Raw genomic sequence first — 21,987 nt, forward strand, 5'->3', positions numbered from 1 at the left:
TTCCACAATTTTTTTCCAGGTTTATAAATTATACAGGTAGGCCAGTGTGATGGTTGGGGCCCCTGTGGAATTTTCTCCGTTGCTTTTATCCTTTTGTATGGAAGTTATTCCAATGTTAGCCCCACCTGTTACCCTTAGGCTGCCTTTTGGAAGTTTGTAAGCCATCCCAAGCCCAAATTGAACACCCGTATTAACACGGTTCAGTTCATCTTTTATGTCCACCGTCATATCCAGGTTTACAGGTGCAGGGGTAAGCGGCTGCGTGTGGGCCTCATCCAGGTAAATGATACTGCTGCCCTTGCTGATGGTTTTGGCGTTAAGCAAATAACCTATGTATGGACCGGCATTGGCAAACAATTGCCATTTATCATCCAGGTTAAAATGAATAGCTGCCAGAATGGGCAGCTCAATATAATTAAGAATGGCTTCAGCGTCAATATTTGCATACAGGTAATCCGGCACAGGTACACCGGGCGGTATAGGATAAGGAATAGTGGCAGTGGCAATGGTTTGTTTTCCTTTTTTCTTACCACCCTGGGAGGAATAGTTAAGCTCCGTTTGCAGGGAAAACCTGTTGGATAAATGGAAAACAGCAACCACACCGGCATAAGGCCCCAGCCTTGAAGACCAATTGTTGGCAATAGGATTGGTTAAGCTTGATTTTCCTTTAAGATTAGGAAGGCAGATACCGGCTTTTATGCCCAGGGAAGTTTGAGCAAAACCGCTGCTGTAAAGCAGCAAGGCTGCTATTAATGCGGAAAGTGATTTCATGCGGCAAGATTTGGATGCTGAATATAGCCAAAGATTTTATACCGCAATCAGAATAAAACCGAAATCAACAGACTGGTAACCGGCAACTGTCTTTCGGGTGAGGGATTGCAGCGGCTACCCCGGTGAAGCCACGGCAGCAGGGCCTTGTGCCGGAGTAATAGCGGAAAGCCCGGCCCGAGGTACGAGGGACACCCCCTAAAAATCTTACTACTTACACTAACGGCTGCTTAACTTGCGGGATATGAAAATACAGGATGCCATACAATTGCTGGAGCAGTGGGCGCCGCCTGCTTACCAGGAAAATTATGATAACGCCGGCCTGCTTACCGGTAATGCCGCCTGGGATTGTACGGGCATCATTTGCTGCCTTGACGCAACCGCCGATGTAGTTAATGAAGCCGTACAAAAAAAATGCAATTTGGTGGTGGCGCATCACCCCATCATTTTTGGCGGGCTTAAAAAAATTACCGGGCGCAACTATGTAGAGCAAACTGTTATTGCCGCTATTAAAAACGATATTGCCATTTATGCCATACACACCAACCTGGATAACGTAATGGCCGGGGTAAACAACCGCATTGCAGAAAAACTTGGCTTAGTTAATTGCAGGATATTGGCGCCTAAAACCGGCCAGTTAATGAAGCTGTACACTTTTGTACCGGTGGAGCATGCGGAAAATGTGCGGTCTGCCGTTTTTAAGGCCGGGGCCGGTTATATTGGCAATTACAGCGAATGCAGTTTTAATATGGAGGGGGCAGGGACCTTTAAAGCGGGAGAGGGCGCAAACCCTTTTGTGGGCCCACACAATATACGGCATGAGGAAAAGGAAATAAAGATTGAAACTGTTTTTCCTGCCTACCTGCAAAAAGCGGTGGTGGCAGCGCTGATACAATCTCACCCCTATGAAGAAGTGGCATACGACATTGTGGCTCTCCAAAACGAATTTGCACAGGTTGGCAGTGGTCTTACCGGTGAACTGGCTGTGCCGGTACCGGAGGAACAGTTTTTGAAGGACATAAAACAAGCTTTTGGCCTGCAAATGCTAAGGCACACAAAATTAATGGGCCGCCCCGTAAGCAAAGTAGCGATTTGTGGCGGGGCCGGAAGCTTTTTAACAGGCAGGGCAATAAACGCCGGCGCCGATATGTATATAACTTCCGATATAAAATACCATGAGTTTTTTGATGCAGATAGCCGGTTGGTATTAGCCGATATTGGCCACTGGGAAAGTGAACAGTTTACCATTGACCTTCTTTTTGATATTTTGCAGTCCAAATTCCCTACCTTTGCCGTCCTTAAAACCGGGGTCAGGACGAACCCGGTCTATTATTTTTAAGGCGTACAATTGAAAACGGCTTAGTGAAAGATGGTCTAAGGTATTGAAAATGAGCCATTGCCATGTGTAACTACAAATAATAAACTACAAACTATAAACTGAAATATGGCCGCAGTTAAAGACTATTCAGTAGAAGAAAAACTTTCCGCCCTGGTTAGGTTACAAAAAATTGACAGCAAACTAGATGAAATACAGGTGCTGAAAGGCGAACTTCCTATGGAAGTTAGTGACCTGGAAGATGAAATTCAGGGCTTAACCAACCGTAAAAACCGCATTGAAGAAGAAATCAATGGCATCAGCGACTTTATTGAGCAAAAAAAAGAAGCAATTAAAGAAGCAGACGCGCTGGTAAAAAAATACGAGAAACAAAGCCAGAACGTTAAGAACAGCCGTGAGTTTGAAGCCATCAATAAAGAAATTGAGATGCAGCAACTGGAAGGCAAACTGGCGGAGAAACACATTCGTGATGCCAATGAAGAATTGGCAGAAAAAGCCAAGGTTCTCGAACAGGCTAAAAAACAGATTGCCAGCAAAGAAGGTGTATTAAACCACAAGAAAGGCGAACTGGAAAAAATTATAGCCGATACAGAGAAAGAAGAAACATATTTTAACAAGCAGATTGAAGAAGCCCGTAAAGCTACAGACGAGCGTTTGTTGTTTTCTTACGACCGCATCCGCAAAAGCTACCGTAACGGCCTGGCCGTAGTGCCTGTAGTAAGAGACGCCTGCGGTGGTTGCTTTAATTCTATACCCCCGCAAAAACAAAGCGAAATTCGCCAGCGCAAGAAAGTAATGGTGTGTGAAAACTGTGGACGCATACTGGTGGATGATGAACTGAACAATGCTACAGAAATAAAATAAGCCTGGTTGGCCGGCATAAAATCTAAACGAAAAGGGCGCTGTAACACGGGCCCTTTTTCTATTTTTGAAAGTAATGACGCATTCTATTACTATTAAGCGAGTGGAAATGGGTAAGTGGCAAGCGGAAAAGGTGGCTAAATCAACTCCCGGTTTTCTTTACCGGTTATTATTTTTTTTCACCTTAACCCTGTTTAGTATTGTACCCGCACTGGCCGAAAACGTTTTTGATTTCAATGCCACCTGCCAGCAGGCCTACCGGGAAATTACCAACCTGCGCCTGGATAATGGCCAGCAACTGGTAAACCAGGCCCGGGCACAAAACCCCAATAACCTGATACCCGACATTCTGGATGGCTACATTGACTTTTTTGTACTGTTCTTTAATGAAGACCCGGCCGAATACAAAATAAGAAAACCCAAATATGAAACCCGGTTAGACCGCATTGATGACGGCTCCAAAAATTCGCCTTTTTTCCGGTTTGGCAAATCGGTACTGTACCTGCAACGTGCCGCTGTAGAAATAAAGTTCGGCCAGCGCTGGGCCGCCGGTTGGGACTTTCGCCGGGCCTTTTTACTTATTAAGGAAAACCGGAAAAAGTATCCTGATTTTATTTTAAACGATTTTATTTACGGCTCCCTGCAGGTAGGCGTGGGCACCATTCCCAACGGTTATAAATGGCTGGCCAGTTTGTTTGGCATGAAGGGCTCCATTAAACAGGGCAAGCAGGTTATCAATAATTTCCTGGCCAGTAATGATGCCTGGGCAAAGCTTATGTTTAATGAAGCCAGTTTTTATTATTGCTACATCACCAATTACATTCTTAACAAGCCGGAAGATGCTTTTGCCTACATTAAGGAAAAAAAGCTGGATGTAGTAAATAACCACCTGTTTACTTTCATGGCTGCCAACCTGGCCATTAATAACAAACAAACGGAGTACGCTAAAAATGTTATCCTTAACCGCAATAAATCACCGGAATATCTTAAAACTTGGGTATGGGATATGGAGATGGGGTTTGCCCTCATCAACCACCTGGATACACACGAAGCCATTCCCTACCTGCAGAATTATGTAAGCCATTTTAAAGGCAATTTTTATGTGAAAGATGTTTACCAAAAGTTAAGCTGGTGTTACTACCTGCAGGGCAATATGACTGCCGCGGAAAATACCCGCAAGCAATTACTGGTACGTGGCAATACAGATACGGATGCTGATAAAAAATCGCAGAAAGACGCCAAAAGCGGCGCCTGGCCCAATGTAACGCTACTGAAAGCGAGGCTACTGAACGATGGCGGGTACCATAAAGAGGCGCTGGCTATTCTTTACGGGAAAGGCATTAACGATTTTGACAGCGAAGCCGATAAGCTGGAGTTTTCGTACCGTGCGGCCCGTATCTATGATGACCTGGAATATGATGACAAGGCAATTAGTATGTACCAGTTGGCCATGCGCCTTGGCAAAAACCGCACTGAATATTTTGCCGCCCGTGCCGCCCTTCAGATAGGCTTTATTTACGAACGCCAGGGCAAAAAAGATATGGCCATCAGTTATTACCAGCAATGCCTTGATATGGATGACCACGACTACAAAGACTCCCTTGACCAAAAGGCCAAAGCAGGTATACAGCGCTGCAAAGGAGAGTAACTTGCTAAGTGCGAAAGTGGTAAATGGCGAGTGGGTGCAGGCTTGCGTGCAACAAAATACATCCACAGGCATACATCCCACATACTGATTACCTGTCTTTCCCTGCTTTCTGCATCGGGTTAAAGCCTTCTGACTTACCCCTTATACCCTGTTTTGTTTTGTAGAGATAAAACTTGCTTGGCGCTTCTACTTTTGGCCAGCTATTGTTGGTTTCGTCTATATCCGCGGTTTCCTTGTATGGGTCAAGCTTAATGGCCGTAACTTCTTTATTTTTCATGAACACCTTGGTAAATTTATTCTCGTCTTTACGCCATATCTGTGCGGAAATGCGGTCTATTTCCTTGGTGCCATCGGCAAATGTCCATTCCAATATTACCGGCATTACCAGGCCGCCCTTATTACTAAGGCGTAACTGGTAAAAGTATTTACCCGCCCATTTTTGTTTGGTAGCATCATCAATACTTTCTGTTACGGGCGCCGGTTTTTTGTACGTAACGTTAGAATCGTATGGCTCCAGCCCACGATCGTAGCGCCAGTAGAAATCTCTTAAGGTGGTATCCACATCCGTAAGGAACTTAATGCTTTTGTCTTCCCGGTTTCTTATTTTGGAAATGTCTTCAAAGGCGTTTACCGCCGGCGCATCTATTTTTTTGGTTTCTTCTTTGGCTGATGAAGGCTTACCTTCTGTGGAGGCATCCAGCTTAAGTGCATTAACACTATCCAGCGAGATATCGCAGGGGTCTATGCTGTAAAACCAGCCTCTCCAGAACCAATCCAGGTCTTCGCCGCTGGCGTCTTCCATCGTTCTGAACAAGTCTGCCGGTGTAGGATGTTTAAAAGCCCAGCGCTGCGCATAGGTTTTATAAGCAAAGTCAAACAGTTCCCGGCCTATGATGGTTTCACGCAAAATATTAAGGCCGGTGGCAGGTTTTGCATACGCGTTGGGACCAAACTGAATAATGTTTTCGCTGTTGGTCATAATGGGTTCCAACTGGTCTTTGGGCAGCTTCATATAATCTACAATCGCCCAGGCCGGCCCACGTTTGCTGGGAAATTTGTTATCGAACAGTTCTTCACTCAAATATTGTGTAAAAGTGTTCAAACCCTCGTCCATCCAGCTCCACTGGCGCTCATCGCTGTTTACAATCATAGGGAAGAAGTTATGCCCAACCTCATGAATGATAACCCCCAGCATGCCGTTTTTGGTTGACTCTGAGTAAGTGCCGTCATCATCCGTACGGCCATAATTAAAGCATATCATGGGGTATTCCATACCATTCATGGCTTCCACACTTTGCGCTACGGGATAAGGGTAGGGAATGGTAAAATGGGAGTAAGATTTAATGGTATGCGCTACTGCCTTGGTAGAATATTTACGGTACAGGTTGTAAGCCTCTTTTCCATAAAAGCTCATGCACATTATCTTTTTACCTTCCACGTAAGCGGGCAATGCATCCCAAACAAATTTGCGGGAAGATGTCCAGGCAAAGTCCCGCACCATGTCCGCCTTGTATATCCATGTTTTTTTAGCGGTGCTTTTTTGTTGTTCAGCTTTCTTTGCTTCATCCAGCGTCACGATTTCCAATGGTTCTTTGGCTGTTTGCGCCTGCTGCCAGCGGGCATACCCGGCAGGGCTTAATACCTGCTGGTAGTTCTGGCATTCGCCGGTTGAGCCTACTACGTGGTCTGCCGGAACGGTTATTTCCACTTTATAGTTGCCAAAGGTTAAAGCGAATTCGCCGCGGCCGGTAAACTGGTGATGCTGCCAACCCTGAAAATCGCTGTAAACGCACAGGCGTGGGTACCATTGCGCCATGGTGAAAAGGTAATTGTCTTCGGTGGCAAAATATTCGTAGCCGCCACGGCCGCCCTGGAACATGCGGTCTGTTATTTTATAGGTCCAGTTTATGTTGAGGATGAACTGCTGGCCGGGTTTAAGCGGTGTGGGCAGGTCAACACGCATCATGGTTTTGTTGATGGTGTATTTAAGCGGGTTGCCGGTGGCGTCTGTAAGCTTGCTGATTTTATCGCCAAAGCCATTGTCTTTACCTGGGTCGTTATAATCCAGTTTCTCCAGTGTTTTAATATCCACATTATCCCCAAGTTTGTCGCCTTCCACATAACCGGAGTTGTTAACGGAGCTGTGCTCGTTTTCGTCTAACTGCAGCCACAGGTAAGTTAATACGTCTGGCGAATTGTTGTAGTAGGTAATGGTTTCGCTGCCGGTAAGCTTAAGTAACTTTTCATCAAGTTCGCACTTAATGTTGTAATCGGCACGCTGCTGCCAGTATTTAGGGCCTGGCGCCCCACTTGCCGTGCGGTACTCGTTGGGTGTTGGCAGAATAGTGCCCAGTTGCTCAAACTTATTACCGTGGTTGGAGCCCGGATTGTTTTGGATGTTCTGTGCGCCGGCACAAAAAAACATCATCATTGCGCCTGTTAATAAGTGCAGTTTTCTCGTCATTATTTTCTTTGTTTAACGGGGACCTTTCAATAGCCATCTGAAGGGCGAGAACAGCAATAACTACGCTTACAAACAAAATGTAATACTTACGGTTTATGCTGAAAAGGTGCACGAAAATAAAAGAAATGAATAAAATAACCAGCACAATTAACAACTGCCCTGCTTCCAGCCCCAGGTTAAAAGCCAGCAACTGCAGCCAAATGCTTTGGTCTTTACCTAACATACTCTTTAAAAGGGTACTGAAGCCCATGCCATGTATAAACCCAAAGAACAGCGCATAGAAATAAATGGCCGGAAACTTTCTGCGAAAACTAAAGTCGTTCACAAAAAAGTTGCTTACCGCGGTAACAATAATGGTAACGGGTATCAGGAACTCCGTCCACCGGCTGGGCAGGCTGAAAATTTCCAGTGTACTTAGTGCAAGCGTTACGGAATGCCCGATGGTAAAAGCAGTAACCAGCACCAGTATTTTACGCCAGTCCTTATACGTGTAGCGCAGGCAAAGCACCGCCACAAAGAGAATATGGTCTATCCCGTTAAGGTCTGTAATATGTTCTATACCCGTGGGAAAGAAAATCCAAAAATCATTCATCCCGTAATTTTTTTGGGGCCCGGCTGCAGAACAGGCATGAGGCTTCCGTTGCGTCGCACTCTTGTACGCTTTGTTCGCTATTCAGCAGGCATTGGCGGCAAATGTAGCTGCGTGTGGGGAGATGGGCAAAAGAGGGATGCAACCATTTAAGTTCTCATTTGAAGTTAGATGGAGTAATATTTTTCTACCTGTGAGACCAAACTTCCAGTACCTCATTATCAGAGAGTTGATTTGTCGCCGCAGTGCGGCGACAATTGCCGAAGAAGCATACACTTCATAAAACTGTACCATTCTGTATAATCCTGCACGGTTAAAGCCTTTCAGTTCAGGATGTTTTTTGAATGGATACGACCGGAGGACGAACAACAGTTGCTGCGTAAAGCGTTAGTGTACAAGTGTGCGACGCAAGGGACGCCCAATAGTACTATCCACTGCCGGGCCCATAAAAAATCGCACTAAAATTGCGGAGCAATTTTGCCACCCCTTGTTTGTTAATTTTAAAACCCGCCTGTAAAAAACTGCCAATTAAACCTGATTTTTGCAGCCACTAATAGCAGCGATGGCAAACATTTTCTTTCAATGTCTGATGATGGCGTTTGGTGCGATGCACCCGTTTTATGTTTCGATGACGGATATTAACCACAATGCGAAAGATCAATCGCTGGAAATTAGCGTACGTATTTTTACCGACGATTTTGAAACTACCCTGCACAATAATTACAAAGAAAAAATTAACCTTACCAATCCCGCTAACCATGCGGAAATGAACCGCGTGGTGAATGATTACATTGTTAAACACCTGCAACTACAAGCAAATGGTAAAACCGTAGCGCTTTCTTTTGTAGGTTTTGAGCAACAAAGCGAAAGCACCTGGACGTATTTTGAAGTGAAGGGCCTTACTACCTTGAAAAATGTTACAATAACCAACTCGCTGCTGCATGATTACCGCAAGGAGCAAATAAACATGATACACGTAAAGGCCCGCGGTAAGGAGCAAAGCACCAAACTGGATTACCCCGAAACACAGGCCAGCTTTACCTTTTGAGTAACAGATCCAACGCGGTTTACGCAACGGCGGGAGAAAGATTTGGCTGCCCATTATATTTTGCCAACCTTTACACCACGTTTCTAATTTAAAGGGCACTACAGCAGTTTACATTACTTCAACAGATAACAGGCAAAACAGTCCTGCCTTTTTAAATTCCTTTTCTTTCGGCATCATAACAAAATAAGTATGCACATTTATTCCAGGTACGCCTGGCAATCAATGTTTCACTTATCCATAAATAAAAAACAGAGCCATGCATATTTTCGTTTCCAATTTAAGTTTTATGACAACCGATGAGGAATTGAACGGATTGTTTGCCGTTTACGGTACAGTTAACTCAGCCCAGGTGATATTGAACAAGGTAACAAAACGATCCCGCGGTTTTGGATATATAGAAATGCCTGATGATAAGGAAGCAAACCGGGCACTTTCATCGTTGAATAATAAAAAAATCAGCGGCCGGGCCCTGTTTGTGGTAGCGGCAGCTAAGCCATACGATCCCTCACCTATGGAAAGGGAATAACATAATTTAATAACCATAATTCCGTTTGTTAACCTGTACCCCGCCTGCCTGACAGGTAATCCGCACTGTATGCTGAACATACAGTGCGGATATTTTTGTTTTACTCTACATTTATCCACTTACCGTTGGTGCCGCCGCTGATGGTATGGTCGTACATGGCTTCGCAATAAACGCCTGGCCAGTAATACTTGCCGGGGTAGGCCGCATTTAGCTGTACATAATAGGTAAGCGTTTCGCCCTGCTTGATATCGAAATAATGGTACACCCTGTCGTCGCGTATATCCATATACTCACTTGGCGATGACTGAAAAGTACCCTCACTGTTGTACAGGCGTGTATTTAGTATCTCCCATCCGCCCGGGAATATTTGTGAAAGCGCCATTTCGTTATACATACCTCTAAAACCCGGGTTACGTACAGTAATTTTTGCTACAAAGTCAGTACCCTGCTTTAACTGTACCGGGTTAACGGCATTGCCATTCATGTCAATATAACTGGCATTAACCACCAATACCTGGGGGTTGTTGCTAACCGTAATGCTGTCGCCCGTAAAAGGCTTACCCTGGTTAATAATCCGCACATATAATACATTGCCCCCCTTATTGGTTAATTGCACGCTGGCTTTATTGCCCTGCCATTTGATATTGGTTTGAGATACCACACTATTACTGTTGACATTGGCAGACTGCCCGCCGGCGTTTACAGCAGCCACAATTTTCCTGTTATCCTTATTGTTGCCGCTGAATTTGGCAATAGCTATTAAAGCGTAGGCTGTTGTTTGCGTGCTGTACCAATCTTCTTTTGCCAGTTGCATGGCAACATTTTTCACCAACACCTCAGCTTCCGCCTTTCTTTTCATAATGGTGAGCGTTTCCAGCACCATTGCCTGGTCGCGTAAATCGCTACCGAAAGTTACACCAGGAAATGGCCGCACCGGGAACGAAGTTGGCAAACCGCTAATAAGCTTTAATGCTACCTGCGACTGCCCCATTAAATGGTACGCTGCAGCCAGCCGCCATTTGGCTTCGGGGGTAATGAACTTAAATTCTTTCAGCCTGTTCATGGCACCCAGTTCCGGCGCTTTCGCCAGCGCCAGCAGGTACAACCGGTAAGCTTGTGATAAATCTGTGCCATACCATGGCGCCGAAGTAACATTCCATGCAAGCGCCTGGTTACGCTGGTACTGCTTCCACAACTGCATCATAGATGCAGGAACGTTGTAGCCGGCAGCAGAAGCCTCCATCAAAAAATGGCCGGCGTAGTTACTGCCCCATTCATCGCTGCCGCCATAACCCGGCCAGTAACTAAAGCCGCCATCACTCTGCTGAAAATTCAACAGCTTTTGAATGCCGGCACGCACGTTACGGTCAACCATAGCTTTGTTGTAATCATCAAGATCCATCAACTGGTTTAGCACCAGTTGCGGGAACACAGCGGATGTAGTTTGCTCAATACAGCCATGGGGATAACTGATAAGATAGCTTAAGCGTTTTTCCAGGTTTATGGCAGGTATACTGGATACTTCCAGCACTGCTTTGGCAGAACCGGCATCGCCAACCATGGCTACACTGCTGCTCCATGACTGGCCAGGTTGCAAGGTTGTTTCTGTAACCTGGGTTATTACCGGGTTGGGGTTGCGCACATCAATTTCTGTTGCATACACAGCTTTTGATTTGCCGCTGGTGGCAACCACCTGTATGCTGCCAATACCTGTTGCCGCTTTAACTTTTGCACCCAGGTAAATGGTCTGCTCCCCTGTTTGCGTAAACTGCACATTGGAAGCTGTACCTGCTGTGGTTTCAATAAGGTTGTTACCCTGCAAGCTTACCGTTACGTTTTTTATATTATTCTCCGTAGCAAATATGGTTACCGGTATTTTTAGTTCTTCACCCGGGCCAAGCACCCTCGGCAATGTGGCAAGCATCATCAACGGCTTTTTAACTTTTACTGCTTTTTCCGCCATGCCGTAAGCATTGTTGCCAGCCGCAATTACCATGGCCCTTACGCTACCCATATAAGAGGGCAAGGTAAAACTGTGCGTTTTGCTGCCACCGCCTGTTTTAAAGGGCCCCATAAACTGCACCACCGGCTTAAACCGGTTGGCCCTTCTTGTTTTGGATGCCAGTTCTGCTTCGGCATCGCCGCCAATGGTAAGAATCCGCTCCAGTTCGCTGCCCCATGCGCCGATTACTTCATCATAAATATCCCAGCTTTTAACGCCAAGCGCTTCTTTGGCATAAAAAGCGTCATGCGGATTGGGTGTTTTAAACGGGGTTAAATCCAGCAGGCCTTCATCCACTATGGCCACCACATAGGTCATGGATTTTCCCGATGCTTCAGATACGGTAATGCTGCTTTTTTCCTCAGGCCTTATTACATCAGCCATCTTTATTACCGGTTTCAGTAGGGTATTCTTATCTTCTACCAGTATGGGTATTACGCCATACATGCGTATGGGCAAATCGTTAAGGGTTTGGGCATGGGGTTGTATCAGGCTCACATTCACATAAATGTTGGGGCTCATTTCTTTCTCTGTTTTAAAAGAGAATTTTGTTTGCCCCTGCTCTGTTGGCACCCAGTAAGTTTTTAACACCTTACTGCCCGTTTCAATGCTTATCAGCGCCCTGCCGCCCTTGCTGCCGGGTATGGTAAGCTTTACTTCATCACCTACGTTGTATTTGTCTTTGTCTGCAGTAAAAGAAAGCATGGCAACGGCGCTGCGGTCGTTATCTTCTCCGCTCCTGCTGCGCCAGCTATCGTCATCCGCAAAGAAAGTTTTACCGGTTACATGGCCGCTGCGGCTATCGCGGATGAGAATAAGATAGCGGCCCCAGTTATCGTCGTCAATATGTACGTTATAGTTGCCGCGTCCATTGCTAAGGCTAACGGTTTCCTTCCGCAGCAATTTATTATACTCGTTTTGTGTAAAGTTGCTTAAATCATCCCCGCTGTTATCCCACCACCATCGCCACTGTATTTTATACATTTCCACTTCTACATTGCTGGTACCACTAAGCGGCTCTCCATCTGTATTTACATCGGCAATATCAAATTTGTGTGTTTTGCCTGTAGCCAGGTATCCCCAGGTACGGTCACCTTCCGGGACCCGTACGCCAACATAAGAACTATATGGATTAAAGGGCATACTGATGTTATCAATGCTGAAGTTGCCGCCAGGCTCAAATACTTTTACTACCATATTGGCCAGCAACTGGCCAGGCGCAGCTTCGCTGATGGTAAAAGACGGGTTTACCAACGCCGTTCCTTCCGCATTTAAAGTGCCATCAAATATTGTCTTGGATTGCGCGGAAAAAGAGCTGGTTGGGTTATCAAACACATAATCTTTAAACTTAGAGAAACTGGTTGTTTTTTTATACAACTGCGCATCTACCCGGGCTTTAAGGTTTTGGGCCGTTGCGCCGAACAGCCATTTGGCGGTAAGCGTACCATTTGCATCAGCATCTTTGCCCAACGCCTGCAGGTTGCCAAAATCCAGGTTAATCTTCAACCGGTTAGGCATAACAGTTTCTATCTTCAGCTTTTTCTCAAAACTGTTGCCGCCCAGTTTTATTTTGCAGGTCCAGTTACCTGTTGGCGCTTCAGGGTCTGTAACCGTTTTAAAAATATTGAAGCCATCGTCAGCATTGGTCTGCACAATACGTTTGTACAACTGGCCACGGGGAGAAACAAGTTCCATTTCAATCGGGTGGTCTTTCGGCAGCTTTTTATCCTTGTCTTCAATAATGCAGCTTAAATAAAGGCTATCGCCGGGCCTCCAAACGCCACGCTCTCCAAATATGAACCCTTTGATGCCATTTTTTACTTCTGCGCCATCTATATCAAAACGGCTTAGTGCCAGCGAGCTTCCATCGTCAAGTTTAAGATAGCCTCTTTCGCTGCCACGTTTGGCCACCAGCAGGTAAGGCTTGCGCTTTACATCGACCAGTGCTATGCCATCAGAGCCACTGGATGCTTTGCCAATAACCTGGCGCTGGTAATCCAGCACTTCCAGTTGCACGTCGCCAAGAGGCTCTGTGTTAATAATGTTACTAACTGCTACCAGCAGGCTGCCATTTCCACGTTTCGCGGTCAGGCCAATATTGCTGGCCAGTATATTGCGATACGCAAAACGCTCTTTGTTATAATAAGCCCGGCTGCAGGGGTTATCCCGCTGGCTCCAGTTGTAGCCATAGGGGTACCAGCTATCGTAGTTGTTCCAAAAAGCCTCATCTTCATCTAACTCATTCCTGTCACTGTAATCATAATCGTTATAGTAATCCTCATCCCCGTCGTCTCCTGATTTTTTTACCTCCGTACAGGTGTATAAGGAATACTCGGGTTTAAAGCCGATGAACACCCGGTAAATAGCGCCGGGTTCGGTACGTATGTACTTGTCAAGATCCAGCGAAAATCGGTTTTTCTTATGCAGGTTAAGGCTCTTGTCATTATCCAGTCTAATGGAGGCCTTTACCAGCGGTTTGGCTACACGCCGCAGTTCCTGGCCGCCATTCAGGTCATTGGTTTGCAAAAACTGCGCAACATTCTCTTCATAAATTTTTACAATGGAAACATCCACGGCGTTAAGGTTTACCGATTCAAACGGCAACACCAGCCTGCCACCGCTGTTGGGGAGTATTTCGCCCCGGCCATGTATTTTTACAGAGGGCAGCCTGTTTTCAAAATACACATTGGAAGTAAACGCTTTGGCCAGTTTATCGCCCCACATGTTCTCAATACCTTCATGCACATTCAGGCTGTACGCACCATCAAGCCTGTCTGAAGTGTACACTTTTACTTCGCTGCCCATAATGGCATAGCTAACGCTTTCCTGGTTGCTTATACTAATGAGCCCTTCCAGCGCCTGCCCTACAGTAAGCGGGTCGCTAAATTGTACCAACGCATATTGTTCCTGGTCTTGCACCGCCCTTACGCCCAGCACTGTAAAATCCCCAATGGCCGGCACCGGAATATCTTTTTTACCGGAAATATCAACACCCAGCGCTTCGCCATTCCACGCCAGGAGTATATTTCCGGCGCTGTTAACCCGCTTAATACTGTTGATGATAAAATCATGCGTACGGCTGGTTTCATTGTGCTGCCAGGTAATCTTTAAATTACTGTTATTCAAAGTTGCGTTAAGCAACTTTTCTACTTTGGCAGATTCTTCCACGTCTGCCGTAACCAGTTGTCCGCTTAGGCTCATGTCTTCTTTGCCGTTGCCCCGTAACCCAAACTCGGTTACCTGGAAGGATGGCTTAACTACCTGCACATTAAACTTAAAATTCTTAAACCTATCCGGTACATTTAAAACCCTGCCCAGCCTGAAATCCACTTCATACATGGCATCGGGTTGCAGGTCTTTTTCCGGTTTAAATTCAATGGTACGGGCATCAATCCAGTAAGCCTTGCCGGGCACTGAGGGAGAGAATTCAAACAATGTTTCCTTTACTGTTTCATTAATGCTGTGCGTAGTGCCCGCATCAGTGGCAAGCTGTATGCGTATGGCATTTTTCTTGGATACAACCCCGGATGTGTAAGCTTCAATGTACTTACTGAATTCAGGGTTAATTTCAATCAGTTTGCTTTTTTGTTTACATGCAGCAAGCAACCATAGGGATAAAAGGATAACTGCAAGCCGGCGTTGGTGTACCGGCAATCGTAAGTGGATGTCCATATAGAAAGGGAATTTTTGAAGATGTGGTTTGGCTGAATTTGTCATGAAAGTTAAGGTACAAAACAGATTGGCTCAAAGCCAATTTTTTGTTAAGCAGCCTGCACTAAATAGTTGGTAATACAGATGCTGCTATTGCTGAATAATAATTTCCAGGGGGTGCCCCCAAGCTATCGCAAGGGGTCGGGCTTTCCGCTCATACTCCGGCACAAAACCCATGCTGCTACGGCTTAACCGGGGTATCCGCTTCAATCCCTCACCCGAAAGCAAGTTACCGGTTACAAGTTGCAGGTTATCGGTTTATTGGTGGGTAAATGATGATGCTAATTTTAATAGGAAGTTGGGAAGAAGAATATTCAACAAAATCGATGGAGGCAATAGTATGCAGCTTAATGTCATTAAGTTAATGAAACGAATGTCAGGTTGAGTCCTGAAACTTCCTGTGCACAATATTTTTTATCCTGCTCATGCTTAAATCATCCGAAAATTTTACTTTCAGTGCTTAAATTTTACAGCTATGCCCATACGTATGGTTGATGATCCGGATGACCAATATGATAACAGTAACGAAGACAAGGGCGGAGGTGGTGGGGGTGGCCGCGGTGGTGGTGGGTTGATACAGTTTTTACCTCTTATCCTTGGGTTACTTATCCGTAAGCCTGCACTATTGATAGTGGTGTTAATTGCCGGTGCTTTCTTCTACTTTAAAGGTGGCTGCAATATGGCTGGCTTTCAGCAGCAGGGCTCCGGCGAATTCAGCACAGGTGGCAACCTTGACCCACGGGAGTTTGCCAAAGCCAGCATTTACGAAGGGCTGGACCCTGCCAAAACCAACCTGCCAGAGGCGGTTTCGCTGCTTAAGTTTGCGCCTAACAGGCTTAACCAGGGCGAGCAGGGCAGTTGCGTAGCATGGAGCGGTGCCTATGGCGCACGTACCATATTGGAGGCTTCCAGCACGGGCATTAACCCTAATCAAATTGCCTTTAGCCCATCTTTCATGTACAACCAAATTGGGCTGGATGGTTGCCAGGGCAGTTATATCATCCGGGCGATGGAAAACATGACAGGTGTTGGCGCTGTACCATTGTCGCAGTTTCCTTACGATGACAGGGATTGTTCACGCCAGCCATCCAGCCAGTTGATGCAGCAGGCTTCCCAATATAAAATGCTGGGCTTTACAAGGCTTACCGATGGAGACCGCGTTAGTGCGCTTGACCTGCATGCCATTAAAGAGCACCTGGCTAAAGATGTACCGGTGGTTATTGGCATGATGGTGGGCGGCAGCTTTATGCAGGGTATGATGGGACAGGAAGTGTGGCACCCAACGGATGATGATTACAACCAGATAGGCTTTGGCGGCCATGCCATGTGTGTAATTGGGTACGATGACCGCAAAGAAGGCGGCGCCTTCCAGATTATGAATAGCTGGGGCCCAGAATGGGGCCAGAATGGAATAGGCTGGGTACGTTACAGCGATTTTAAAAGTTTTGTACGGGAAGCTTACGGCGTTAACCGCATGCCCAAACGTGGTGCGGCGGCGGCCAAAGACCTTGACATAAGCATTGGCCTGGTGGAAAAAAGTGGCAACCGCTATATACCCCTGCAATTAAAAAGCGGCAATACGTTTGTTACAAAATCTGCCATAGCAAAGGGCACGCAGTTTAAAATGGAAGTTAAGAACTCCGTGGAGTGCTATGTATATGTGCTGGGCATGGAAACAGACGGCAGCAGCTATGTGCTTTTTCCTTACCCCAGTAAACAAAATCCTGCCAAAACAAACTTCTCGCCTTATTGCGGCCTTACCGGTTACCGGCTGTTTCCGCGGGGGGCCAGCATGCAGGCAGATGATATTGGCAACAAAGACTTTATCTCTGTTATAGTGAGTAAAGAGCCTTTGGATGTGTTCCAGTTAAACGGCGCGGTAAACCAAAACCGTTCTGCCGGGTTTCCACTGGCGGTGGCCGCGGCTGTACGAAGCCAGAGCATTAGCGGGGTAAAATTTAGCACTACCGCCGACGGTACAATGACTTTTAAAACCAGCGCCGGCGATAAAAACGCAGTTGCCTGCATAGTGGAGATTGACAAACAATAAAAAGCCTGGTGTTTGTTTGCAAAGCCATTGCCGCCCCCGGCGGCAATTAAAGCTACCCTGCGGGAAAAGGCGAATAGAATTACAGAACGCACAAGAGTGCGACGCAAGTAAAGCCTCATAATTGTTACTATTGCCGGGCTCATAAAATGTATTCTGTACTTTCATTATGCCCACACTTGCATAATCTTTTTACCATATATTTTAACCACCTCAATAGTTAAATTATAATCAATCTTTTTAACAATTCTGTTTTTATGAATACCTCTAACTTTCCGGCCCACAAAAATTGGTTTTAATGAACAAAGTTTTACTGGCGTTAAATGTTGTATTATTGGCCGCGGTTGGTTTTTTATACTTTCAGCATTATGAATACAAGAAGAAAGATCATCATGTAATACAGGAAACGAAAAATGCTGCTGCAACGCCATTTAAAATAGCCTATTTTGAATTAGACTCCCTTGAAAGCAAATATGAATACCTGAAAGAAGTGCAGGGTTATTTACGGGATATAGATGCAAAGAATACCAAATACCTGCGCGACCAACAGGAGGCGTACATGCAAAAGGTAAAAGAATACCAGCAAAAAGGCCCAACTATGAGCCAGGCCGAGCAAGGCCAATACGAACAGGACCTGATGGCACGTCAGAATAAACTGCGTACCGAACAGGAAGACCGCAGCCAGCAGATTGGCGCCGAACAAATGCGCAAAATGCAGGAAGTAAAACAAAAGATTCGTGATGGCCTGCGTGATTATTGTAAAGAGCGTGGGTACTCTTATGTATTCGCATCCAGCGACCAGGATAACCTTATCTATTACAAAGATTCTCTAAGGGATGTAACCGGAGATATCATCAAATTGCTCAACGACAAATACGCTGCTGATAAAAAGAAGAAATAGTGCGCAGCAGCATTATTTAAACACCGTTTTACCTTATCTTCAAAATCCCGTTTACCGCGGGATTTTTTTATGTACAAAGCATGAGTAAAACTATGTCAGAAACCAATACCTCCTTTAAGCCGTCCCTGGGACTTTTAGATGCTACCATGATAGTAGCAGGCAGCATGATAGGTTCCGGAATTTTTATTGTAAGCGCCGATATGCTGAAGGATGTAGGCTCTGCCGGCTGGCTGGTATTCGCCTGGGCCCTTACCGGTTTTATGACGCTTACCGCCGCCCTTAGCTATGGAGAGCTTAGCGCCATGTACCCCAAAGCCGGCGGACAATATGTGTATCTTAAAGAAGCCTACAACCCGCTTGTGGGCTTTTTATATGGGTGGAGTTTTTTTGCTGTAATACAAACCGGCACCATTGCCGCCGTAGGTGTGGCCTTCAGCAAGTTCGCGGCCTATCTTATACCCGGCCTTAGCGATAAAAACATTATTGCAGACCTGGGCTTCATTAAAATATCGGCGGCGCAGCTTGTTTCCATACTGCTAATCATATTGCTTACCTATACCAATACCAGGGGCGTAAAAGAAGGCAAGATTATACAGAACCTTTTTACCACAACCAAGTTGCTGGCATTGTTCGGGCTGATTATCGCCGGGTTTGTTATGGCAAAACCCGAAGTGTGGAGCGGCAACTGGACGAATGCCTGGACGATGCTTACCCATGCATCCCGCCAGGGTGTAGAAAATGCTGCCGCCACAGACTGGAAAACCGTGGCCGGCTTTGCCATGTTTGGCGCGGTGGCTTCGGCACTGGTAGGCTCTATCTTCAGCAGCGATGCATGGAACAACGTAACCTTTATAGCAGGCGAAATAAAGAACCCTCAGCGTAACATAGGTCTTAGCCTCTTCTTTGGAACGCTGATTGTTACTGTTATCTACATATCCTGCAACCTGGTGTACCTGGCAGTGCTGCCCCTTAACGATATTGCTTTTGCGCCGGAAAACCGGGTGGCTGTAGCCGCATCGCAGGTAATATTTGGAGATGCCGGTACATACATTATAGCGGTAATGATTATGATATCCACCTTTGGGTGCAATAACGGCCTTATACTGGCCGGGGCAAGGGTGTATTATACCATGGCAAAAGATGGCCTTTTCTTCAAAAAAACGGCAGAACTTAATAAAGCCTCAGTGCCAGCTTATGCCTTGTGGGTGCAATGCCTGGTAGCCTCCCTGTTATGTTTAAGCGGCAAGTACGGGGACCTGCTGGATTATGTATCCTTTGTAGTAATGCTTTTTTATATACTCACCATTGCAGGCATATTTATCCTGCGCAAAAAACGGCCGGATATAGCACGCCCCTATAAAGCCTTTGGCTACCCGGTACTGCCATTTGTATATATATTGCTGGCCGCCGCGTTTTGTGTATCCCTCATTGTTTACAAAACAAATTATGCCTTGTTCGGGTTAATCATTGTGCTGGCAGGCATACCGCTGTACTACATTGCATTGGGCAATAAAAAACAGGCTTAGGGGTAAAGTTTCTTTTTTATGGGCCCGGCAGCAGGAACAAGTATGAAGCTTTACTTGCGTCGCACTCTTGTGCGTTCTGTAATGCTGTTGGGCTTTTCCCGCATGGTAGTCTTTCGTTAACCAACAATTAATGCCCTGAAACAAAAATTTTTACTTTTCTTGCTGAAATTTAATAAATTGTGTAAACCTTAATTTTCAATCCTGTACAGTGGAAGCGAAGTGAAAGAACCGGCATTCGTCCTTTCTGGGTAACATTCGTACCTGTTATGTTGAATCTTTTTTTAAATTGCATGTATGAACAAGTTGAGACAATTCATCGAATGGAAGGCATTTGGTGTATGCTCAGCCATCGGTGAGAGACTGGGCATAGCTACATCACGCATCAGGATGTGGTTTATTTACATATCCTTTCTTACCATGGGCTCGCCCCTTATTATTTATATGATCATGGCTTTTTGGCTGAATATGAAAAAATACATTCTCAACGCCCGGCGTAACCCTGTTAAGTATTTATAAAACAGCCCAGTGATAGAGATTGCTTACAACCACACCAATTTTGAAGATCTGCTGAAACAAATAGGGCGCTTATTAAAAGTAAAAATAACCGATAATATCCTGCGCCTGCCTGCAGAAACGGGCAAGGGCCTTTTACGCGTTATAACCCTGCACGATGGCCTGCAGGTACTGGTAAGCAACTGCAGCTTTAATGAAAATGTGCTGCTGAAAAGAGAAAAAACCGAGGCTGAATCTTATATTTTCCGGTTTGATGAAATGATACAGCCGGAGTCTGGCATATCTTCCTCCAAATCCGCCGCATTGCTATCCAACACCAGGAATGACTGGCTTTTTCTTACTCCCGGCGGGGTACACCTGCACAGCATATCGGTTATTTTTAGCAAAGACAGGCTCAACAAATTTCTTGGCACTGATGATAGCGCCGAAGACATCAAAAAATACCTGTTGCTTAAAACCGGGGGCTTTCCTTACGAGCCGCTGGATGTGGAGTATAAGCGCATGCTGAATGAACTGATTACCGGCATGGAAGATAGCCGCTTTGAGCTGTTTATTGTGTATAACCGGGTGATGCTGCTGATAGAGCGCTTTTTTACAAGGGTGATCGCTAAAATGAATGATGCCCATTTTAATGTAAAAGTGTCGGCTGAAGATATAGCCCGCCTTAAAACGGTGGAAGCAGAACTGGTAAAAGACTTTACCGCAGAGCCTGCCGGCATTAACAAGCTGGCCCGGCTGGCTATGATGAGCCCCACCAAGCTTAAACAGGCTTTTAAAGAAATTTATGGCATGCCCGTGTACCAGTATTACCAAAAGCAGCGTATGAACAGGGCCAGGGCCATGCTTACCACAAAAAAATACAGCGTTAAACAGGTAGGGCTTGAGCTGGGGTACGCCAATATGAGCAATTTTGCCAAAGCATACAGTAAAGTTTTTCACCACCTGCCGGGAGAGGCCGGCGGCAAAAAAAATTAAACGGTGGAGATACAATACAGCAGCAGTGATTATCCTGATTTTTTACAAACCATTGCCGGCGCCATAGGCGGCAGGGTTAACAATAATTTTTTACTGGTGCCCCATAAATACGGCAGGGGTTATGGCTGGGCAGAAAGCCTGCCTAACGGCATATCGGTATTGGTGTCTGATATGTTGCTGAATGTTGACCTCTACATGAACAGAGAGCCATCTGCCCGGCAATTTTACGTGCTGCAGTTTAACGAATCATCGTCTGAAAGCGACGAAGTAAATAACCGCTACCCGCAGTTGCCGCCCAACCAGTTTGACATGAACCAGCAAATTGTACTGCTTACCAACAGCTTCATGTCATCCAGGTTTTTTGTGCCTGCCCACGTGCAGGTTAAGAGCATCAAGATAATCTTCGAGCGCAGGCACCTGCTGGATTTTATCAGCAATGATGTGTTTGATGAACTGATGAGCAACTACTTTTCTGAACTGGTGAAAAACCGTACGGTAGAACCGATAGACGCGGAATACCGCGCCATGATTGATGAACTGCTGCTGGAAAAGATTGAACACCCCTTACGCTCTGTATACATAGCCAACCGGGTAATGCTGCTGCTGGAAAGGTTTGTAATTAAGTTTATGAACAAGATGCAGTTAAAACCCGAAATTCAAAAGCTTAGCGATGGTGAAGTTACCCGCCTGATGAAGGTAGAAGCTTTGCTTGTAAAAGATTACAGTACACCGCCGCCTACCATTGAAAAATTGTCTAAGCTATCTGCCATGAGCCCCACCAAGCTTAAGCGTGACTTTAAAAGCATGTACGGGTTACCCATTTACGAATACTTTCAAAAAAACCGTATGATGCATGCCAAAAAACTGCTTACCGGCAGCAACATTTCCATTAAGGAGGCCGGTATGATGGTGGGCTATACCAACCTGGGCCATTTTGCTGCCGCTTTTAGAAAAGAATTTGGCATGCTGCCCAGCGAAATGATAGAATCTCCCGATATGCTGATAGATTTTGAGGCCAAAGCAGTATAACCGGCTCTATTATTTTTTACGCTATCCATTTTTTACATTAGCT

The 21,987-nt window shown here is 45.7% G+C and carries 15 protein-coding genes; 11 read left to right on the top strand and 4 right to left on the bottom strand.

Translation table 11 applies throughout. The annotated features are described in order from the left end of the window. Positions 1-21: 21 nt before the first annotated feature. Positions 22-771 (bottom strand): porin family protein, encoded by a 750-nt coding sequence (locus tag F0364_RS02250; RefSeq protein ID WP_153796125.1) that lies wholly within the window; start codon positions 769-771, stop codon positions 22-24. Between the two features lie 241 nt (positions 772-1,012). Here F0364_RS02250 and F0364_RS02255 point away from each other — a divergent pair, with 241 nt between their 5' ends. The 3 genes from F0364_RS02255 to F0364_RS02265 all read left to right on the top strand — a co-directional run bounded on the left by F0364_RS02255 (position 1,013) and on the right by F0364_RS02265 (position 4,613). After that, positions 1,013-2,107 carry a Nif3-like dinuclear metal center hexameric protein gene (locus tag F0364_RS02255; RefSeq protein WP_153796126.1) on the top strand — a complete coding sequence of 365 codons (1,095 nt, stop codon included), beginning with the start codon at positions 1,013-1,015 and terminating at the stop codon, positions 2,105-2,107. Between the two features lie 105 nt (positions 2,108-2,212). Next, positions 2,213-2,968 (top strand): zinc ribbon domain-containing protein, encoded by a 756-nt coding sequence (locus F0364_RS02260; RefSeq protein ID WP_153796127.1) that lies wholly within the window; start codon positions 2,213-2,215, stop codon positions 2,966-2,968. A gap of 106 nt (positions 2,969-3,074) precedes the next feature. Continuing rightward, complete coding sequence (locus F0364_RS02265; RefSeq protein ID WP_153796128.1) at positions 3,075-4,613, top strand: tetratricopeptide repeat protein; 1,539 nt, start codon at positions 3,075-3,077, stop codon at positions 4,611-4,613. Positions 4,614-4,701: 88 nt separating this feature from the next. Here the strand turns inward: F0364_RS02265 and F0364_RS02270 are convergent, their stop codons facing one another. Together F0364_RS02270 and F0364_RS02275 are read right to left on the bottom strand one after the other, a co-directional pair. Then, on the bottom strand, positions 4,702-7,077 hold the full coding sequence (locus F0364_RS02270) for a M1 family metallopeptidase (RefSeq protein ID WP_235920993.1): 2,376 nt from the start codon (positions 7,075-7,077) through the stop codon (positions 4,702-4,704). Next, positions 6,980-7,669: a HupE/UreJ family protein gene (locus F0364_RS02275; protein WP_153796130.1), complete on the bottom strand. Its 690-nt coding sequence runs from the start codon at positions 7,667-7,669 to the stop codon at positions 6,980-6,982. Before F0364_RS02275 ends, F0364_RS02270 begins: the two co-directional genes overlap by 98 nt. A 559-nt stretch (positions 7,670-8,228) precedes the next feature. Between F0364_RS02275 and F0364_RS02280 the strand changes: the two genes are divergently transcribed. Both F0364_RS02280 and F0364_RS02285 read left to right on the top strand, forming a co-directional pair. Next, entirely contained in the window at positions 8,229-8,714 is a 486-nt protein-coding gene (locus tag F0364_RS02280; protein WP_153796131.1) for a DUF6702 family protein, read from the top strand. A gap of 256 nt (positions 8,715-8,970) precedes the next feature. Next, a complete protein-coding gene (locus tag F0364_RS02285; RefSeq protein ID WP_153796132.1) occupies positions 8,971-9,240 on the top strand; it encodes an RNA recognition motif domain-containing protein in 270 nt (89 codons plus the stop codon). Between the two features lie 100 nt (positions 9,241-9,340). Here the strand turns inward: F0364_RS02285 and F0364_RS02290 are convergent, their stop codons facing one another. Further along, a complete protein-coding gene (locus tag F0364_RS02290) occupies positions 9,341-14,914 on the bottom strand; it encodes an alpha-2-macroglobulin family protein (protein WP_153796133.1) in 5,574 nt (1,857 codons plus the stop codon). 514 nt (positions 14,915-15,428) lie between these two features. On the opposite strand from F0364_RS02290, the gene F0364_RS02295 reads away from it, so the two are divergent. The 6 genes from F0364_RS02295 to F0364_RS02320 all read left to right on the top strand — a co-directional run bounded on the left by F0364_RS02295 (position 15,429) and on the right by F0364_RS02320 (position 21,944). After that, complete coding sequence (locus F0364_RS02295) at positions 15,429-17,003, top strand: C1 family peptidase (RefSeq protein ID WP_153796134.1); 1,575 nt, start codon at positions 15,429-15,431, stop codon at positions 17,001-17,003. 295 nt (positions 17,004-17,298) lie between these two features. Beyond that, positions 17,299-17,901 carry an OmpH/Skp family outer membrane protein gene (locus tag F0364_RS02300; RefSeq protein WP_153796135.1) on the top strand — a complete coding sequence of 201 codons (603 nt, stop codon included), beginning with the start codon at positions 17,299-17,301 and terminating at the stop codon, positions 17,899-17,901. Between the two features lie 92 nt (positions 17,902-17,993). After that, positions 17,994-19,427 carry an APC family permease gene (locus tag F0364_RS02305; protein WP_153796136.1) on the top strand — a complete coding sequence of 478 codons (1,434 nt, stop codon included), beginning with the start codon at positions 17,994-17,996 and terminating at the stop codon, positions 19,425-19,427. A gap of 294 nt (positions 19,428-19,721) precedes the next feature. Then, positions 19,722-19,943, top strand: a complete 222-nt coding sequence (locus tag F0364_RS02310; RefSeq protein WP_153796137.1) for a PspC domain-containing protein — start codon at positions 19,722-19,724, stop codon at positions 19,941-19,943. A 9-nt stretch (positions 19,944-19,952) separates the two neighbouring features. Then, entirely contained in the window at positions 19,953-20,915 is a 963-nt protein-coding gene (locus F0364_RS02315) for a helix-turn-helix domain-containing protein (protein WP_153796138.1), read from the top strand. 3 nt (positions 20,916-20,918) lie between these two features. Further along, a complete protein-coding gene (locus F0364_RS02320) occupies positions 20,919-21,944 on the top strand; it encodes a helix-turn-helix domain-containing protein (RefSeq protein WP_153796139.1) in 1,026 nt (341 codons plus the stop codon). Positions 21,945-21,987 lie beyond the last annotated feature (43 nt).

It is taken from the genome of Foetidibacter luteolus, assembly GCF_009650435.1.
In the GTDB taxonomy this organism is placed as follows: Bacteria; Bacteroidota; Bacteroidia; order Chitinophagales; family Chitinophagaceae; genus Foetidibacter; species Foetidibacter luteolus.

Coding starts and splice junctions, on each gene's coding strand:
- F0364_RS02270 (WP_235920993.1), bottom strand. CDS start 7,077: ATGACGAGAAAACTGCACTTATTAACAGGCGCAATGATGATGTTTTTT.
- F0364_RS02285 (WP_153796132.1), top strand. CDS start 8,971: ATGCATATTTTCGTTTCCAATTTAAGTTTTATGACAACCGATGAGGAA.
- F0364_RS02300 (WP_153796135.1), top strand. CDS start 17,299: ATGAACAAAGTTTTACTGGCGTTAAATGTTGTATTATTGGCCGCGGTT.
- F0364_RS02275 (WP_153796130.1), bottom strand. CDS start 7,669: ATGAATGATTTTTGGATTTTCTTTCCCACGGGTATAGAACATATTACA.
- F0364_RS02250 (WP_153796125.1), bottom strand. CDS start 771: ATGAAATCACTTTCCGCATTAATAGCAGCCTTGCTGCTTTACAGCAGC.
- F0364_RS02295 (WP_153796134.1), top strand. CDS start 15,429: ATGCCCATACGTATGGTTGATGATCCGGATGACCAATATGATAACAGT.
- F0364_RS02290 (WP_153796133.1), bottom strand. CDS start 14,914: ATGGACATCCACTTACGATTGCCGGTACACCAACGCCGGCTTGCAGTT.
- F0364_RS02280 (WP_153796131.1), top strand. CDS start 8,229: ATGGCAAACATTTTCTTTCAATGTCTGATGATGGCGTTTGGTGCGATG.
- F0364_RS02260 (WP_153796127.1), top strand. CDS start 2,213: ATGGCCGCAGTTAAAGACTATTCAGTAGAAGAAAAACTTTCCGCCCTG.
- F0364_RS02255 (WP_153796126.1), top strand. CDS start 1,013: ATGAAAATACAGGATGCCATACAATTGCTGGAGCAGTGGGCGCCGCCT.
- F0364_RS02305 (WP_153796136.1), top strand. CDS start 17,994: ATGTCAGAAACCAATACCTCCTTTAAGCCGTCCCTGGGACTTTTAGAT.
- F0364_RS02265 (WP_153796128.1), top strand. CDS start 3,075: ATGGGTAAGTGGCAAGCGGAAAAGGTGGCTAAATCAACTCCCGGTTTT.
- F0364_RS02310 (WP_153796137.1), top strand. CDS start 19,722: ATGAACAAGTTGAGACAATTCATCGAATGGAAGGCATTTGGTGTATGC.